Origin of the sequence: Kribbella sp. VKM Ac-2569 (assembly GCF_004216905.1) — a bacterium.
In the GTDB taxonomy this organism is placed as follows: domain Bacteria; phylum Actinomycetota; class Actinomycetes; order Propionibacteriales; family Kribbellaceae; genus Kribbella.
The window spans coordinates 146526-164115 of sequence record NZ_SGXJ01000009.1 but is presented as its reverse complement, the minus strand read 5'-3'; the positions used below and the strand labels follow the sequence as shown (position 1 = coordinate 164115).

Genomic DNA, 17590 nt, shown 5'->3' with positions numbered 1-17590 from the left:
GCCTCGCCCGCATCGTCTTCAACCACCTCACTACCGACCAACCCACCGCGAGAACCACCCTCGCAGCCGCGGCTTGACATAGGAGAAACACATGGCGGGTGGAGCGGCTGGTGCGGGCAAGAGCAGCAAGCTTGCGAAGAACTTGGTCAAGTACGGCGTGCGGTACGGGCCGCTCGTCGTCGAGGCGGTCCGGCACGGTCGGGAGCCCGCGCAGCAGGCGGTCCAGGCCGCCTGGGCGAAGCGGTCCGCGCGCCGGAAGGCGGTCGAGCACGCTCTCACCGTGCGCGACGGCTCCTTGCTGAAGGTGATCAAGGACGGTCAGGCGATCTTCTTCGTGTTCTCCGGCGACGCGATCGTGACGACGTACCCCGTCGTACCGCAGAGCAGCTATCCCGAGCTGCTGCGGCACGCGGACCTGGACAAGCGCGAATCGGCCGTCGTCCTGGCAGCGCGCAGGCAGAAAATCCTGCCCAAGGTCCGCCGGAAACGTTGACGAGCGCGTAACATTCCGGACCCGGCCGGGCAACAGGCGGGACGCACAGTGGAAGGACGTTTCCACGAGGGAGGGCGTCCGCATGCTCTGGAAGATCAGGACCGAACTCGCCGACCGGCCCGGTGCGCTGGCCGAACTCGCTGCACGGTGTGGTGCGGACGACATCAACATCCTTCACCTGGAGGTCTTCACCTCCGAGTCCGGCGCGGTCGACGAGCTGGTCGTCTCCACCGGCGTCGGCTGGACCGCCGACGACCTGACCGCGCTGGTCGCGGAGGCCGGCTGTGGCCGTACGACGGTCCGCCCGTGCCAGGCCGACGTACTCCATGACGCGCCGACGCGGTACCTGCGCGCCGTACTGCGGATGATCGACGACCCGGTGTCTGTCGACGACGAGCTGGGCAACCTGCAGGGGTTCGACGAGTACACGCCGGCCGAATGGGCCCGCGCGGACGTGCTGGTCGAGATCGCCGGCCGGCTGGCCGAGCGGCTCGATACGCCGGAGGGCCCGCGGCCCGGTAGCGGCGTCGTACCCGAGCTGCGGATCGCGACCGTCGAGGACGCCGACGCCGTCGTCGCGATGCACGAGCGGTGCTCGTACGAGAGCCGCACCCGGCGGTACCACGTGCCGATGCCGAAACTCACCTCCCGCACCGCGCGGCACCTGTCCGCGCCGGCCGGCGGCGTGTCGATCGTCGCGTGCGTCGACAACGCCGTGATCGGGATGGCGACGGCGGCGCCGTGGGAGGAGCTGGGCAGTACGACGATGGAGGTCGCCGTACTGGTCGAGGACGGCTGGCAGGGACAAGGGCTCGGGCTGCGGCTGCTGCGCCAGGTCGTCGGGGAGGCCCGCGCGCTCGGCGCCGACCGGGTGGTCTGCATGGTGCAGCCGGAGAACCACGCGATGCTCCGCACCCTCGAGCGGTTGCGGATGCGGTCCCGGGTGATTCGGGACGGCGACAGTCTGATGGTGAGTGTCGCACTGACCGACCGGAGCCTGTCGCATGCGGTGGATCGGCCGCCGGTGGAATATCGTCTGAACCGTGCCACCCCTTCCCACCGGTCGCAACCCGCACGGCCTGCTGGTCAACCTGCCCGCGAGCACGCGCTCGCCGCTCTTTCAGCTCTTCAGCCGATTTCTGATCGCGCTGGGGCTGCTGACCCTGATGGTGCTGATCGTGGTGGTCGACCGTGACGGGTACAAGGACAGCTATGACGGCACAGTCGGGCTGATCGACAGCATCTACTACGCAACCGTCACGCTCACCACGACCGGGTACGGCGACATCACGCCGGTGACGCCCACTGCCCGGCTGGTGAACGCCTTCGTCGTCACTCCGTTGCGGATCGCGTTCCTGGTGGTTCTGGTCGGTACGACACTGGAAGTACTGGCCAACGAGGGTCGCCGGATCATGCGCGACACGCGCTGGAGGAAACGGATGAAGGATCACACCATCGTCGTCGGCTACGGCACCAAGGGCCGCGCCGCCGTGCAGACCCTGATCAGCAACGGGGTGAAGCGCGACCAGATCGTGGTGATCGACCCGCGCGCCACGGCGATCGGTGACGCGGGCAACGACCAGATGGCCGCGTTCCACGGCGACGCGACGAACCGGACGGTGCTGCGTCGCGCCGAGGTGATGACCGCGCGCGAGGTGATCGTGACGACCGACCGGGACGACTCGGCCGTCCTGGTGACGCTGGCGGTGCGGCAGCTGAACCCGGACGCGCACATCGTCGTCGCGGTACGCGAGGAGGACAACGTGCCGCTGCTCCGGCAGAGCGGCGCGGATGCTGTGGTCACCTCGTCCGAGGCGGTCGGCCGGCTGCTCGGACTGACCTCGGTGAGCCCGAACCTCGGCGAGGTGATGGAGGACCTGCTCACGTACGGCGAGGGTCTCGAGGTCGCCGAGCGCCCGGTCCTCGGTCGCGAGGTCGGCAAGCCGCCGTCCGCCGTACCCGATCGCGTCGTGTCGGTGGTCCGCGACGGCAAGGTGCACCGCTACTACGACTCGAACGTCTCGGTGCTGGCCGCCGGCGACAAACTCATCGTCGTCCGTCCCGCCAAGGAAACCCCCTGGGCCGAACGCCCCGGCGCCGACGAGGACGACGAGTAGCTCTTCCGTCGTACGGCCGTCGTGCTTAGAGTCGAACTGCCTGGGGGACGGGCTCTGGCAGGGGGCGGTCATGAAGTGGAACAGGGCAGCGCGGACGGTCGCCGTGGTGGCGATGATGGGTGCCGGACTGAGCGGAACGCAGAGTCAGGCCACGAGTCTGCCGGGCGTTGACGCCTGCGTCTCGGAGGAGAGCGTCGTACAGGCGCGCGGCGGGCCGCGGGAGCCGAACCTCGGGCAGGTCGCCCAGGAGTTGCCGGCAACGGCACGGGGCAAGGCCAAGCCCGGCTTCAGGGCAACGGTCCCGGTGTACTTCCACGTGGTCACGAACGGGGTGATCGGGTCTCTGACGAACGCACAGATCGCGGCGCAGATCGACGTACTGAACAACACCTATGCCGGTGGTGAGGGCGGAGCCCGGACCGGGTTCGGCTTCACGCTGGCGGGCGTGACCCGGACGGACAACGCGGCCTGGTTCGCCGCGAATCCGGGCGGTGCCGACGAGACGAACATGAAGCAGGCTTTGCGCACCGGCGGAACGGATGCCCTGAACCTGTACTCGACGACCGCCGGCGACTATCTCGGATGGGCCTACCTGCCGAGCATCGTGACGAGCAGCCAGGCGTACCTGGACGGCGTCGTGATCGACTGGGAGTCCTTCATAGGTACGTCGACCACCTACGCCGGACGCTACGACCAGGGTGAGACCTCGACGCACGAAGTCGGGCACTGGCTCAACCTGGAGCACACGTTCGCCGGCAAGTGTGGCTCGAAGGGCGACTTCGTCGACGACACGCCGGCGGAGAAGACGGCGACGTCCGGATGCCCGGCCGGCAAGGACACCTGTCCGGCGCCCGGCCTGGATCCGATCCACAACTACATGGACTACTCCTTCGACTCCTGCTACACCGAGTTCACGCCCGGCCAGTCCCAGCGCATGGCCGACGCATGGTTGTTCTACCGCGCCTAACAGCGTCTTTGTGAAGCCACCAACCATTTCGGCGGTCCGCGGATGGTTGGTGGCTTCTCAAGGTTGAGCTGGGTGGGTCACGGTGTGGTTGCGGGGTGCGGTCGGGGACTACCCGGTGTTGACGGGGTTTGGGTGGCGGTTTAATGTCGGGCTTGTAAACGATTACAAGAACGATTACAGGAGGTCGGCGTGAGTCGTCCGACGATCGCTGGGGTGGCCCGGGCGGCCGGGGTCTCGGTGGCGTCGGTGTCGCGTGTGCTGAACGGGCTGCCGGCCACCGAGGAGATGATCGAGCGGGTCCAGCGGGCGGTCGACGAGCTCGGCTACGTGCCGGACGCGCGGGCGCGGTCGCTGAAGGTCGGGCGGACGTTCCAGTTGACGCTGGCGGTCGCGGACGTCGGCAACCCGGTGTACGTGACGATGATGCGGGCGGTCGAGGAGGTCGTCTCCGCGGCCGGATACCGGCTGGTGGTGACGACGACCGGGCCGGACGTGGTGGACGAGGTCGCGCTGGTTCGGGGGATGGCGCGCGGGTACGCCGATGGCTTGCTGATCAGCCCGATCCGCGTCGACGAGGACCTGGTCAAGTCGATCCGCGAGTGCGAGGTGCCGGTGGTGGTCGCAGGTAACGTCCCCGCCAAAGCAGGCGTCGACACGGTCCGGGCCAACTCACCCAAGGGCATGCTGCTCGCCGTCGATCACCTGGTCGCGAAAGGCCGCCGACGGATCGCCTTCCTGAACGGCCCGGCCGACACGGTCCCCGGGGCCGCGCGTTCGAAGGGCTTTACCGAGGCCATGAAAGCCCACGGGCTGGACCCGATCGCAGTTGCCGAGGCAAGCGACTTCACCTTCGCGGCGGGTCGCGCTGCGGCCCCCGCCGTACTGGGCGGGGAGAGCCGGCCGGACGCGGTGATCGCGGCGAACGACTTGCTGGCGGTGGGATTGATGCATGAGCTGGCTGCTGCGGGGCTTGAAGTGCCAGGGGATGTGGCGGTGGTTGGGATGGACGACAGCGAACTGGCCGAGCAGAGCTTCCCGCCGTTGACGAGCGTGAACCTGGGCTCCGCAGAGCGCGGACGCCGGGCCGCCGAGTTGCTGCTGGCAAGGATCGAGGACAACCAACGGACCCCGCGACGCATCGTCGTACAGCCGTCCCTGAGCATCAGGAGGTCCACCCCGTGACGGCGACTATCACCGCGCCGGCGCCGGTGAAGAAGAAGGGGGGCAGGCCGAAGGCGAATCGTGAGGCGATTCTGCTGTTCCTGCCTGCGCTGCTGCCGGTGCTGATCCTGAGCGTGTACCCGCTGATCCGCGGGATCGCGCTCGGCTTCACCGACGCCCGCGCAGGGCTGCACGTCGACACCAACTTCGTCGGCTTCGACAACTTCGGCAAACTCCTGCAGAACCACCTGTTCTGGGACTCGTTCCGGATCGGCGTGATCTGGACCCTGTCGGTCACGATCCTGCAGTTCGTCGCCGCCCTTGGCCTCGCGCTGCTGCTGAACACGAACCTCAAGTTCCGCGGCGTCGCACGCACCCTCGCGCTGATCCCGTGGGCGATGCCGCCGGTCGTGGTCGCGATCATGTGGCGCCTGCTGCTGCACCCGACCAACGGCCCGGTCAACGAGGTCCTGCAGAAGCTGCACCTCACCGACCATCCGATCAACTTCCTCGGCGACTTCGGTACGGCGCTCCCGGCCGTGATCGTGGTGGGGATCTGGGTCGGCATGCCGATGACGACGATCACCCTGCTGGCCGGACTGCAGGGCATCGACCGCACCCTCTACGAGGCGGCCGCGGTCGACGGCGCGAGCACCTGGAGCCAGTTCTGGAACATCACGCTCCCGCAGCTGCGGACCGTGATCGTCGCGATCACCAGTCTGGACATGATCTGGAACTTCAACTCGTTCGGCCTGGTCTACGTACTGACTGCCGGCGGTCCAGGCGGCAAGACGATGCTGCCGATGTTGTTCGCCTACAACGAGGCGTTCCGCTACGGCAGATTCGGGATGGCCGCGGCGATGGGTGACGTGATGGTGGTCATCATCATCGCGTTCCTGTTCTTCTACCTGCGGAACCGGCTGAGGAGCGAGGCATGAGAACTCGTCCCGGGATCCGCGCCCTGCAGTACGTCGCCGTTGTCTGCTACCTGGTCTTCCTCGGCTTCCCGCTGCTGTGGCTGATCTCCAGCTCGCTGAAGTCGCCGCAGGAGTTCGCCAGCATCACGCCGAGCCTGCTGCCGAAGCACTTCGACCTGTCCAACTACACCGACGCGCTGAACGAGCAGGGTCTGGTCCGCGGCCTCGGCAACAGCCTGCAGATCTCGATCTTCAGCACGATCCTGGTGCTGATCGTGGCGCTCCCGGTGTCGTACGCGCTGGCCCGTTTCCGTAGCCGGCTGCGGCCGCTGACGAACGGCTGGATCCTGGTCAGCCAGGTGTTCCCGGTGATCCTGATCGTGATCCCGCTGTTCATGATCCTGCGTCCGCTGCACCTGACGAACACGATCCCCGGCGTCGTGATCGTCTACATGGTCTGGTCGCTCCCGTTCGCCCTGTGGATGCTGCAGGGGTACGTCGCCGCGGTGCCGCGCGAACTGGAGGAAGCAGCCTCCGTCGACGGCGCCGGCCGGATCCGGACGATCGTCTCGATCGTGATGCCGCTGCTCCGGCCAGGGCTGATCGCGACCGCGATGTTCACCTTCATCTCGGCGTGGAACGAGTTCTTCTTCGCCCTGGTCCTGCTGCAGGACCCGCAACTCAAGACCCTTCCGCTGGTCCTGGCCCGCTTCGTGGGCGCGGAAGGGCAAGTGCAGTTCGGCCCGCTCGCCGCCGCCTCCGTGCTGGCCACAGTCCCCAGTCTCGTGTTCTTCGCGTTCCTCCAGCGCCGGTTGACCTCCGGCCTGCTGAGCGGCGCAGTCAAAGGTTAGGAGAGGTAATGAAGAAGGTATTGACCGCGTTGCTCGCGGCGGGAGCGCTGGTGACGCTCGCCGCGTGCGGGGGCAACAGCGACGACAACGGTTCGGGCTCCTCGAACGAGAAGGTGACGCTCAAGTTCCAGAGCCTCGCCTTCCAGAAGACGACGGTCGCCGCGACGAAGAAGATCGTCGCGGACTGGAACGCCGCCAACCCGAACATCCAGGTCGAGTACGTCCAGGGCAGCTGGGACTCGGTGCACGACCAGCTGGTCACCCAGTTCCAGGGCGGGACCGCGCCGGACATCATCCACGACGAGTCCGCCGACATCACCGGTTTCATCAACCAGGGCTATCTCGCGGACCTCTCGCCGTACCTGAGCCAGGAGACCAAGGACGCCGTCTCGCAGGGCGTCTGGGACACGGTCTCGAAGGACGGCAAGGTGTACGCCGCCCCGACCCTGCTGCAGTCGTACGTCGTGTTCGCGAACTCGGCGGCGCTCAAGGCGGCCGGGATCACGGCGACCGGTGACTCGCTCAGCTGGGACGACCTGGCCGCCGACGCGAAGAAGCTCACCGCGGGCGGCAAGTACGGTCTCGGCTGGGGACTGAAGAGCCCGACCGCGACGATGCTGAACCTCGGCGTGAACTTCGACGCGAAGTTCTTCGAGGGCTCCGGCAAGGACGCGAAGGCGACCATCGGCGACGCCGAGCTCGAGGTGCCGAAGCGGATCCACGCGATGGCGTACGACGACAAGTCGATCGACCCGACCTCGCTGACGCAGAGCGGTTCCGACGTACTGCCCGGGTTCTACGCCGGCAAGTACGGGATGGTTGTGGCCGGCAACTACGTCGCGCAGCAGATCCTCGAGGAGGCGCCGAAGACCTTCCAGTGGGAGGTGCTGCCGCCGCTGAAGGGCACCAGCACCAAGCAGGCCGCAAACCCGCAGACGCTGTCAGCGCCGGCCGAGGGCAAGCACATCGAGCAGTCGGCGAAGTTCATCGACTACTACATGAAGGCCGAGAACCTGGCCGCGGTCGGTCAGGGCGACTGGCTGATCCCGACCACCCAGGCGGCCCGGGACACGGTCCAGAAGGCGACCGGCGGCAAGAACGGCTGGCAGCAGATGCTGGCCAGTGGAGCCGAGCTCACCAAGGCGCCGTTCCAGAGCGTGGAGAACTACCCGCAGTGGAAGGACCAGATCGCGACGCCGGCGTTCCAGCAGTACCTGGCGAACAAGACCGACGCCGCGGCGCTGGGCAAGAAACTGAGCGACGGATGGGGCCAGGTCAACAACTGATGACCCAGTTGGAAGAGAAAGCGGTCGGCGCTCTCGTCGGCTCCGCGGTCGGTGACGCGATCGGTGGAGCCGTCGAGGGCTGGACCCCGGAGGCGATCCGGGAGCGGCACGGCGGCTGGGTGACCGGCATCGTCGGCCCGTGGTACGACGACTGGCGGACGGCTCGCCCGATCGCGCCGTACCACAAGGGCGACGGGCACATCACCGACGACACCTTGATGACGCACGCGCTGGTCGAGGTGTACGACGAACGCCGGTCGCACCTGGACGCCTACGCGATCGCCGAGTCGCTGGTGCCGAAGATGATCGACGGGACCCGCTGGATCCCCGAGCTCGAGGCGGACGCGTTGCTGCTGCAGCGGGTCTTCCTGGCCGAGAAGTGGCTGGTCGCCCGCCTGCACTACGGGCACGTCGATCCGCGCGAGGCCGGTGTCGGCAACATCGTCAACTGCGGTGCGGCGATGTACATGGCGCCGGTCGGGATCGCCAACGCGGGCGATCCCGAGGGTGCGTACGCCGAGGCGCTCGACGTCGCCGGTGCGCACCAGTCGAGCTACGGGCGGGAGGCGGCCGCGGTGTTCGCGGCCGCCGTCGCCGCCGCGATGGTGCCTGGGGCAACGGCTGCGTCGGCGGTCGAGGCGGCACTGCAGCTGGCCAAGGACGGCACTCGGAGGGCCGTCGAGGCAGTGGCAGATGCAGCCGACGGCGTGACCGATTGGGAGCAGGCGATTCCCGTGTTGCGCAAGGCGATCGAGCCGTACGACACGGTCGGCCCGAACTACCGCGAGCTGTCGATGGACGCCCGCCGCCCGAGCCGTACCAAGGCGATCGAGGAACTCCCGGTCGCGCTCGGCTTCGTGCTGGTGTCCGAGGGAGATGTACGCCGGGCTGTGCTGGGCGGCACGAACTACGGCCGCGACGCGGACTCGATCGCGTCGATGGCCGGCGCGATCACCGGCGCGTTGAGCGGACAGGACGGCGTACCGGCGGACTGGGCGGACGAGATCGCCGAAGCGAGCAAGACCGACCTCGTGCAGCCCGGTCTGGTGATGGCATCGGTCGTGCAGGACATCCGGGCGGCCGACGCCGAGCGGTGGGCCCGGCGTACGGCGGCGTTGGACGCGCTGGTCTGAATGTCAGTTGTGGTAGGCCTCGAGTTCGACGATCCGGGAGTACCCGTGGTCGTTGGAGTCGTGGATGACGAGCTGGACGGCGTCGACGGCGCGCGGCTCGAAGATGATGGTCACGCGACCTTGGGTGTTGCCGCGGACCTCACCCACCGTCGTCCACGTGCTACTGGCGCGGACCTGGAGGTCGAAATCTCGGATGCCCATCACCGCCGCGGGGTAGGTGGTCGAGTCGAGAGTTTGCAGTACGACTCGGCCGATCGTGGTGGGTTGGATGAAGTCGACGCCGTACGTGTCGGGGAAGACGCCCTTCGTGTTGTCGTGCCAGCCGCTGGCGCCCCACTGCGCCGAGTCGGCGTTGCCGTCGACGCCGCCGCACAGCCGCATGTTGCCGTTGGTGGACGAGGCGACGGCCTGTTCGCCGAGCAGTACGTTGTCGCGGGCCGGGACGGGCTTGATCACCACCGGCACCTGCAGACGCCCCTTGCCGACGGTGAGATCGACGGTGTGGGTCGCGGGCGCGGTGCCGCGCGGGACGGTGATCTCGAGCGGGGCGTTCACCAGTTGGTCGACCGGAAGATAGCTGGAGAACTGGTGCCGGGACAGCGTGAGCGCATCATCCGAGGAGATGCGCATGTCGGCGATCGTGGGTTTGCGGCCGGTGTTGGTCATGCCGAGGGTCAGTTTGCCCGCCGGGAAGCACGGCAGCGGGACGACCTCGACCGGCTGTGGGGTGGCACTGATCTCGACGTGGTTGTTGCTGGTAGCAACGAGAAGTGTCAGCGGGACGGCGACGAGGGCGAAGCGTCGGAGCATGGGGTGGTCCGTTCAGGCGAGGTGGGTTCCGGGGCGGCCGTCCTCGACGACCAGGGTGGCGCGGGTGGACGCCGTACCGCCGGGTGTGACGACGCGGTCGACGATGCGGAACTCGGACGTCCACTGGGTGCGGTCGAGGCGGCAGCTGAGGTAGCCGCGCTGGACGTTCTGGTACTTGATGTGCGGGTTCTCGGCGAGCAGCGCGCGTCCGGTCGCGTCGGCGTCGACACCGTCCTTGCCGGACGAGATCGACGTGGTGACGAACTCGGTGCCGATCGCCGGAGTGGACGGGTCCGCGAAGTTCACCCGCAGATCGGAGGCGACACTGCGGTGCAGGTCTCCGGTCAGTACGACGAAGTTGCGCACGTCCTGGTCGCGGACTCCGGAGAGCACGCGGTCGCGGGATGCGGCGTACCCGTTCCAGGTGTCCATCGGGAGCTCGAGCTCCGGACCGGTCTTGCGGTCAAGCTGAGCCATCGCGACCTGCTGAGCGACGACGTTCCACCGGCTCGTCGAGCGGCCGAGCGTGTCCAGGAGCCAGTGTTCCTGGGCGTCACCGGTGATGGTGCGCGCCGGGTCGGTCGACACCTCGTCCGGCGGCAGCCACCCACCGGACGAGGTCTGGTCGTCGCGGAACTGCCGCGTGTCCAGGACGCTGAGGTCGGCGGTACGGCCGTACCGGAGATGGCGATGCAAGCGGATCGACGGGCCGTCGGGGGACTGGTCGAGACGCAGCGGCATGTGTTCCCAGTACGCGCGGAACCCGTTGGCCCGGCGTACCAGGAAGTCGTCGTGCGGAATGCCGTCCTCGGACACGTACCCGGCCCAGTTGCCCTCGACCTCGTGGTCGTCGAGCGTGACGACCCACGGCGCCGCCGCGTGCGCGGCCTGCAGGTCGGGGTCGGTCTTGTGCAGGGCGTACCGGGCCCGGTACTCGTCGAGCGTGAAGATCTCGCCGGCGAAGTCGACCGGGACAGCCTGGTTCCGTACGCCGGCGGTCGGGCCGACACCGACCTCGTAGATGTAGTCACCGAGGAACAGCACGACATCGTGCTCCCGGCGTACGACGTCTTGGTAGGCGGTGTAGAACCCGTCGTAGAAGGCCTGGCAGGACGCGACCGCCATCGTCACGGCCGGCTCGTCGGACGGCGCGGGCGCGGTCCGCGTCCGACCGACCGGGCTGATCTGACCAGCGGCGCGGAAGCGGTAGAAGTAGTGCCGCCACGGACGCAGCCCGCGTACGTCGACGTGCACCGTGTGGGCGTACTCCGCACGGGCGTGCGCCGTGCCGCGACGTACCACTCTGCGGAACGTCTCGTCCTCGGCGACCTCCCACTCGACGTTCACCGTGCGGTCGTCCATACCGCCGAACGGTTCGAGCGGACCGGGTGCGAGCCGGGTCCAGATCACCACGGCGTCCGGCAGCGGATCGCCCGAGGCGACGCCGAGGGTGAAGAGCGGCCTTTTGTCGGTGCGATGCGGTATTCCTGCTGCATCGACGAGATCAGGGAGGTTGCCGGTCATCGCGAGCGCTGCGGCAGCGCCCGTGGCGGTCAGAAAGCTGCGGCGGGTGACCATGGGCCGAAGTATCGGCCCGCGCCGATGCAACGATCCAGGTGGGCGTTTCGCCTGGCGCAACAAGGGAAGGAAGCAGTGCGATGAGAATGACCTGGGTGCAGCCGGAGGATCTCCTCCCGCACCAACTGGTCCAGGCGCGGTCGGAAGGCGTTGACGTCACCGACGTGCAGGCCCGCTGGCTCGCCGCCGGCGGTACGACGGACGCGCCGGTGTCCGGTGCCTCCGACGAACCGGCCACGCCCGCGCTGCGTGCGCTTGCTCGCGAGCTGCTCGACGTGCTCGACGCCAGGACAGGGGAGTGGCGCGAGCCCGCGATTCCGGAGTTGCCTTCGCTGGGCGAACCGGTCGAACTCGAGGCCCGGACGTTGAACGCCTGGCTCGGGCGGATGGCCGGCAACCTGCTCGGCAAGCCGGTCGAGAAGATCCCGCGCGAGGGCATCCGGGAGATCCTCGCCAGTTCTGGACAGTGGCCGTTGACGCAGTACATCACTGCCGTCGGCGTACCGGACGAGGTGCAGCAGCGGTGGCCGTGGAACCGGCGGTCGAAGGTGAACAGCCTGCGCGAGGTCATCGACGGTATGCCCGAGGACGACGACATCAACTTCGCGATCCTCGCGCTGCTGATGATGGAGCGGTTCGGGGCGGGGCTGACCACGGACGACGTGGCGCAGAGCTGGTTGAACGACCTGCCGGCCGGCCGCGTGTTCACCGCCGAACGTGTTGCCTACCGCAACCTTCTGGAAGGGGTCGAGCCGGCCCGCGCGGCCGTCGTCGGGAACCCGTTCCGGGAGTGGATCGGCGCCCAGATCCGGACCGACGCCTACGGCTGGGCGCACCCCGGTGACCGGACCGCAGCCGCGCGGCTCGCGCTGGTCGACGCCCGACTCAGTCACACCGGCGCCGGTGTCGACGGCGCGCTCTGGGTCGCCGCGATGTCGGCCGCCGCACTGGTGCTCGACGATCCGGTCAAGGCCGCGGTCGCCGGCCTGGATGTGATCAGCGGTCAGGGCGCGATCGCTCGCGCCGTGCGCTTCGGCCTGACCCTCGCGGATGCTGAGCTGGACGATGCGCTCGACGCTCTGCATGCGGAGTACGGCGACCTGCATTGGGTACATGCGGTGAACAACACCGCACTCACTGCCTACGCACTGACTGCTCCGGACTTCACGACGGCGATCGGTCGCGCGGTGATGGGCGGCTGGGACACCGACTCGGCCGGCGCCACAGTGGGCGCGGTTTTTGGCGCGACGCGGGGGGTTCCGGCAGAGTGGTCTGCACCACTGGACAACCGGGTGACCACAAGCCTCCCGGGGATGAACCAGATCGCGATCGACGAACTGGCGCGGCGGACTGTGGAGGTGGCCCGGGGTGGAGCCTGAGGTTGTTGTTGTCGGTAGTGCGAACGTGGACCTGGTGTTGCCGGTCCAGCGGATCCCGCGGCCGGGCGAGACGGTCCTGGCGGGGGCCATGACGCGTGGTCCGGGCGGTAAGGGGGCGAACCAGGCAGTGGCCTCGGCGCGCGCCGGTGCGCGGACAGCGATGGTGGTCGCCCTGGGCGACGACGAAGGCGGTGCGCTGTTGCGGGCCGCACTGAAGGGCGTGGACCTGACGCTGGCGACGACCAGCGAGGCCCCGACCGGTACGGCGATCATCACGGTCGAGGAGAGCGGTGAGAACTCGATCGTGGTCGCGCCCGGCGCGAACGGTGAGCTGACGCTGTCGGCGGACGCTGTGGCCGCTATCGGACAAGCGAAAATCGTGCTTTCTCAATTGGAGATCCCGTTCTCGACCGTGCAGGCGGCGGCCGCTGCTTCGGCGTACTTCATCCTGAATGCTGCTCCGGCGGCCGAGTTGTCCGACGAGCTGCTTGCCGAGGTCGATCTGCTGGTGGTGAACGAGACCGAGGCCGAGGCGATCGCCGGGCCGGACCGGTTCGCGCTGCTGAAGAAGGTGCCGGCCGTGGTCGTCACCCTCGGCGGAGCCGGCGCGGTGATCCTGATCCGGGACCTGAACGGTGACGGCGAGATCGCCGTTCCCGGCGTACCCGTGGAGGTGGTCGACACGACGGCCGCGGGGGACACATTCTGCGGGGTGCTGGCTGCAACGTTAACTGCCGTGTCAGGGAGCGACTCGATCACGGCAAGCGACCTGACGAACGCGGTCCGACGCGCTAACGTTGCTGCTTCATTGAGTGTTCAGGCCGCGGGGGCGATTTCCTCGGTGCCTCACGGGGATGCAATCGACGCGCGTTATGCGGAGGTGTACCTGTGAATCCGCTCGAACCGCGGCCCATCGATCTACCCGGCAGGGTCGATCTCGGGCTCGGGACCGACTTGTCCTTCCTGGACGACGCCAAGATCCTCGGCGCGCCGGAGGACCCGGCCGACCTGCCGCGCTGGCGGGCGAAACTGGCCGAATGGCGGTTCGGCGCGATCGAACGGACCCGGTACGACGGTTCGCACTACGAGCAGCCCGGTCGCGAGTGGACCCAGACGGCGTACTCGGTGGCGCTCGTCTGGCTCTGGGACGACCTGCTCTACAACGTCGAGACCGGGAAGTTCACGCCGGAGAGGTTCGTCGAGCACGGGATCGCCGAGTTCGGCGGGTACGACGCGATCGTGCTCTGGCACGCGTACCCGGTGATCGGGATCGACGACCGCAACCAGTTCGACTTCTACCGCGACGTACCAGGCCTGCGTGCGTTGATCGACGACTTGCACCGGCTCGGCCTGAAGGTGTTCTTCGACTACAACCCGTGGGACGTCGGCACCCGCCGGGCGGACCGCTCGGACGCCGACGAGTTCGCGACCTTGGTCACGGACTACGCGGTCGACGGCGTGTTCCTGGACACCCTCAAGGAGGGCGACCCGAAGTTCACCCGCGCGATCCGGCAGGCGAACCCGGCGATCGCGCTGGAGGGCGAGTCGCGGTTGCCGATGGCAAGGATCGGTGACCATGCGCTGTCCTGGGCGCAGTGGTTCGCCGACACCCACGCGCCCGGCGTACTGAGGGCGCACCTGTTCGAGCGCCGGCACATGATGCACCACACCCGCCGCTGGAACCGGGACCACAGCGACGAGTTGCAGTCCGCGTGGGTGAACGGCGTGGGCATGCTGATCTGGGAGTCGGTGTTCTCGGCGTGGGTCGGATGGAACGCCCGCGACCGCGCGACCCTGCGCCGGATGGTCGCCGCGCAGCGGGCGTTCGCGCCGGTGCTGATCGCCGGCGACTGGATCCAGCTGACGCCGGAGATCCCGGAGACGGCCCGCGACCACGGCGTCTTCGGGTCCAGGTTCGACCTGGCCGACATCACGTTCTGGACGCTGATCAACCGTCACGACGAAGACTTCGACGGCATCGTGCTGCGCTCCGAGGATCAGGTCGGCGACTGGTACGACGTGACCTCGGGTGTGCCGATCACCGCGGACGACGACGGCGTACACCTGACCGTGCCGGGGCGTGGCGTGGCCGGGATCGTCCGGGTCGGCGCGACCGCCGGCGCCTCGTGCCGCGCGACTGCCCGCCGGTTGGGCACGATGCCGCGGGCGCACGTCAGCGAGTCCGCATTCCCGATGCGTCCGGCCGAGCTGGTCGTGGTGCCTGCCGTTACTGGGCCGGCCGATATCGGTCCGACGGTCGACGTACCGGCGGGGGAACGGACGTTGACGGTCCGGCACCGGCGGCGCGAGACCGGGTTGTACGACACCGCGCCGTACGTCGAGGAGTGGAAGCCGCTGCCGCCTCGCCTGCACGACATGCAGACGGTCGAGCGTGAGGTCTCGCTGCCTGGTGTCTCGGTGGCTGTTGCCGAGGTGACCAACGCGGAGTACTTGGCCTTCGTGCAGGCGACCGGTTATCGGCCGCTGATCGCGAACCGGTTCCTGCAGCACTGGGTCGACGGGGCTCCCGTGCCCGGGACCGAGGACCGGCCGGTGACGTACGTCGACCTGCCGGACGCGCGGGCGTACGCCGCGTGGCGTGGCGGGCGGCTGCCTACCGAGGACGAGTGGCAGATCGCCGCTCTCGAGGAGGGATTCGTCCGGCGCGAGCCGCTGGTGTGGAACCTGACCGAGAGCGAGCACCGCGACGGCCGCAGCCGGTTCTGCATCCTCAAGGGCGGTTCGCACTATGTTGCCGAGGGCTCCGACTGGTACGCCGACGGCGGGCCGCAGGACCCGGATGTCAGCTTCAAGCTGGTGCTGACCGGTGGCGGGCTCGACCGCTCGGAGAACATCGGCTTCAGGTGCGCGGGATGAGACCTGCTCCGCTCGACGGGGTGAAGGTGCTGGAGGCGGCGACGCTGTTCGCGGGACCGCTGGCGGCGACCTTCCTCGGCGACTTCGGCGCCGACGTCACGAAGATCGAGCACCCGGCCCGCCCGGACGCCGCGCGCACGCACGGCGCCTCGAAGGACGGTGTCGGGCTCTGGTTCAAGACCCTCGGCCGGAACAAGCGGCTCGCGACGCTGGACCTGTCGCGCGGCCGGGACGTGTTCCTCGATCTGGTCAAACAGAATGATGTGCTCGTCGAGAACTTCCGGCCCGGCACGCTGGAGCGTTGGGGGCTCGGGCCCGAGGTGTTGCTCGAGGCGAACCCGCGGCTGGTGATCGCGCGGGTGACGGCGTTCGGGCAGGTCGGGCCGTGGTCGCGGCGTCCCGGTTTCGGGTCGCTGGCCGAGGCGATGAGCGGGTTCGCGGCGGTCACGGGTGAGCCGGACGGGCCGCCGACGTTGCCGCCGTTCGGACTCGCGGACGGGATCACCGCGCTTGCCACGGCGTACGCCGTCCTGGTGGCGCTGCGCGAGCGCGACCGGTCCGGGGCGGGGCAGGTGATCGACATGGCGATCATCGAGCCGATCCTGATGATGCTCGGCGGCGGCATCACGGCGTACCAGCAGACCGGGTACGTGCAGCCGCGGCTCGGGAACCGGTCGTCGAACAACGCCCCGCGGAACGTGTACAAGACTCTCGACGGCCGATGGGTGGCCGTCTCGACGAGCTCGCAGAGCATCGCCGAGCGGGTGGTGATGCTGGTCGGGCGCGCCGATCTGGTCGCACAGCCGTGGTTCGCGACCGGGCGCGAGCGGGCCCAGCACGCCGACGAGCTCGACGACGCGGTCGGCTCGTGGATCGCGGCGCGGCCGCTGGAGCTCGTGATGGAGGAATTCGAGAAGGCCGAGGCCGCGGTCGGGCCGGTGCACGACATCCGCGGGATCATGAGCGACCCGCAGTACGCCGCTTTGGAGACGATCGTCAGCGTCGACGACGATGAGCTTGGCCCGGTGCAGATGCAGAACGTGCTGTTCCGGCTGTCCGAGTCGCCGGGGGCGATCAAGTGGGCGGGCCGGCCGCACGGCGCGAACACCGACGAGGTGCTCGCCGAGATCGGCGTCACGCCGGCTCAGCTGGCGGCGCTGCGTGCAGCTGGAGTGGTGTGAGGGGGCGTTGAAGTGCTGACGGCACTGTATGTTCCGGCCAACCGGCCGGACCGGTTCGCGAAGGCTGTTGCCGCGGGCCCCGATCTGGTGGTGTTCGATCTCGAGGACGCGGTACCGGTCGCCGACAAGGCGGACGCGCGGGGCTGGGCGGTGGCCTGGATCGCGGTGAACTCCCACGGGCGGGTGGAGGTCCGGGTGAACGCGCTCGGGACACCGTGGATCGCGGACGACCTGGCGGCGATCTCCGCCGTACCTGCGGTGCGGATCCGGTTGCCGAAGGTCGAGAGTGCGTCCGATGTGCAGACAGTCCTGGAAAAGGTGCCGTCAGCAAGGATCACTGCGCTGATCGAGTCACCGCTGGGCGTCGAGCGGGCCTTCGAGATCGCGAGCGCCGATCCGCGTGTCGTCGCGGTCGCGCTCGGTGAGGCGGACCTGTCCAGTGCGCTCGGGGTGGACGGCCCGGAGGGTCTCGCCTGGGCGCGTGGCCGGCTGGTGTCGGCGTCGCGGGCAGCGGGCCTGGGCGCGCCGATGATGTCGGTCTACCCGAACGTGCAGGACCTCGACGGTCTCCGCCGTACGTCGCAGGAAGGCCGCGCGCTCGGATTCGTCGGCCGTACGGCGATCCACCCGCGGCAGCTCGCCACGATCGTCGAGGCGTTCACTCCGTCGGCGATCCAGGTCGCCGAGGCGGAGGCGCTGCTCGCGGCCGTCGAGAAGGCGGATGTCGCCCACGGAGGCGTGATCGTGCTCCCCGACGGCCGCATGGTCGACCCCGCCATGATCGGCCGCGCCCGCGAGCTCACCACCCTGATGCGCGAGATCCAGGCCCGGGCCAGTTAG

Annotated in this window: 16 protein-coding genes; 14 read left to right on the top strand and 2 right to left on the bottom strand. The window is 68.8% G+C overall.

From position 1 onward, the window contains the following. Positions 1-91 precede the first annotated feature (91 nt). The 9 genes from EV649_RS39950 to EV649_RS39910 all read left to right on the top strand — a co-directional run bounded on the left by EV649_RS39950 (position 92) and on the right by EV649_RS39910 (position 8925). The gene (locus EV649_RS39950) at positions 92-493 is read left to right on the top strand and encodes a hypothetical protein (protein ID WP_130388943.1); all 402 of its coding nucleotides are present in this window, start codon (positions 92-94) and stop codon (positions 491-493) included. Positions 494-575: 82 nt separating this feature from the next. After that, on the top strand, positions 576-1688 hold the full coding sequence (locus tag EV649_RS39945) for a GNAT family N-acetyltransferase (RefSeq protein WP_130388942.1): 1113 nt from the start codon (positions 576-578) through the stop codon (positions 1686-1688). Further along, a complete protein-coding gene (locus tag EV649_RS39940) occupies positions 1660-2610 on the top strand; it encodes a potassium channel family protein (RefSeq protein ID WP_130388957.1) in 951 nt (316 codons plus the stop codon). Before EV649_RS39945 ends, EV649_RS39940 begins: the two co-directional genes overlap by 29 nt. Positions 2611-2680: 70 nt before the next feature. Beyond that, complete coding sequence (locus EV649_RS39935) at positions 2681-3577, top strand: zinc metalloprotease (RefSeq protein WP_130388941.1); 897 nt, start codon at positions 2681-2683, stop codon at positions 3575-3577. A gap of 189 nt (positions 3578-3766) precedes the next feature. Next, the gene (locus EV649_RS39930; RefSeq protein WP_130388940.1) at positions 3767-4759 is read left to right on the top strand and encodes a LacI family DNA-binding transcriptional regulator; all 993 of its coding nucleotides are present in this window, start codon (positions 3767-3769) and stop codon (positions 4757-4759) included. Then, positions 4756-5676 (top strand): sugar ABC transporter permease, encoded by a 921-nt coding sequence (locus EV649_RS39925; protein WP_130388939.1) that lies wholly within the window; start codon positions 4756-4758, stop codon positions 5674-5676. The genes EV649_RS39930 and EV649_RS39925 overlap by 4 nt, the downstream gene beginning before the upstream one ends. Next, positions 5673-6506 carry a carbohydrate ABC transporter permease gene (locus EV649_RS39920; RefSeq protein WP_130388938.1) on the top strand — a complete coding sequence of 278 codons (834 nt, stop codon included), beginning with the start codon at positions 5673-5675 and terminating at the stop codon, positions 6504-6506. The genes EV649_RS39925 and EV649_RS39920 overlap by 4 nt, the downstream gene beginning before the upstream one ends. 8 nt (positions 6507-6514) lie before the next feature. Beyond that, a complete protein-coding gene (locus EV649_RS39915) occupies positions 6515-7792 on the top strand; it encodes a sugar ABC transporter substrate-binding protein (protein WP_130388937.1) in 1278 nt (425 codons plus the stop codon). Next, positions 7792-8925 (top strand): ADP-ribosylglycohydrolase family protein, encoded by a 1134-nt coding sequence (locus EV649_RS39910; protein WP_130388936.1) that lies wholly within the window; start codon positions 7792-7794, stop codon positions 8923-8925. The genes EV649_RS39915 and EV649_RS39910 overlap by 1 nt, the downstream gene beginning before the upstream one ends. Positions 8926-8928: 3 nt before the next feature. Here the strand turns inward: EV649_RS39910 and EV649_RS39905 are convergent, their stop codons facing one another. Both EV649_RS39905 and EV649_RS39900 read right to left on the bottom strand, forming a co-directional pair. Further along, entirely contained in the window at positions 8929-9735 is an 807-nt protein-coding gene (locus EV649_RS39905; protein ID WP_130388935.1) for a discoidin domain-containing protein, read from the bottom strand. A gap of 12 nt (positions 9736-9747) precedes the next feature. Next, the gene (locus EV649_RS39900) at positions 9748-11313 is read right to left on the bottom strand and encodes an alkaline phosphatase D family protein (RefSeq protein WP_130388934.1); all 1566 of its coding nucleotides are present in this window, start codon (positions 11311-11313) and stop codon (positions 9748-9750) included. An 80-nt stretch (positions 11314-11393) separates the two neighbouring features. On the opposite strand from EV649_RS39900, the gene EV649_RS39895 reads away from it, so the two are divergent. The 5 genes from EV649_RS39895 to EV649_RS39875 are packed head-to-tail and all read left to right on the top strand — an operon-like array spanning position 11394 to position 17590. Next, positions 11394-12692, top strand: a complete 1299-nt coding sequence (locus EV649_RS39895) for an ADP-ribosylglycohydrolase family protein (RefSeq protein WP_130388933.1) — start codon at positions 11394-11396, stop codon at positions 12690-12692. Then, positions 12682-13584: a ribokinase gene (locus EV649_RS39890; RefSeq protein ID WP_130388932.1), complete on the top strand. Its 903-nt coding sequence runs from the start codon at positions 12682-12684 to the stop codon at positions 13582-13584. Before EV649_RS39895 ends, EV649_RS39890 begins: the two co-directional genes overlap by 11 nt. Further along, the gene (locus EV649_RS39885; protein WP_130388931.1) at positions 13581-15569 is read left to right on the top strand and encodes an SUMF1/EgtB/PvdO family nonheme iron enzyme; all 1989 of its coding nucleotides are present in this window, start codon (positions 13581-13583) and stop codon (positions 15567-15569) included. Before EV649_RS39890 ends, EV649_RS39885 begins: the two co-directional genes overlap by 4 nt. Then, positions 15566-16750, top strand: a complete 1185-nt coding sequence (locus EV649_RS39880) for a CoA transferase (protein ID WP_130388930.1) — start codon at positions 15566-15568, stop codon at positions 16748-16750. Before EV649_RS39885 ends, EV649_RS39880 begins: the two co-directional genes overlap by 4 nt. A 12-nt stretch (positions 16751-16762) precedes the next feature. Beyond that, a complete protein-coding gene (locus tag EV649_RS39875) occupies positions 16763-17590 on the top strand; it encodes a CoA ester lyase (RefSeq protein WP_130388929.1) in 828 nt (275 codons plus the stop codon).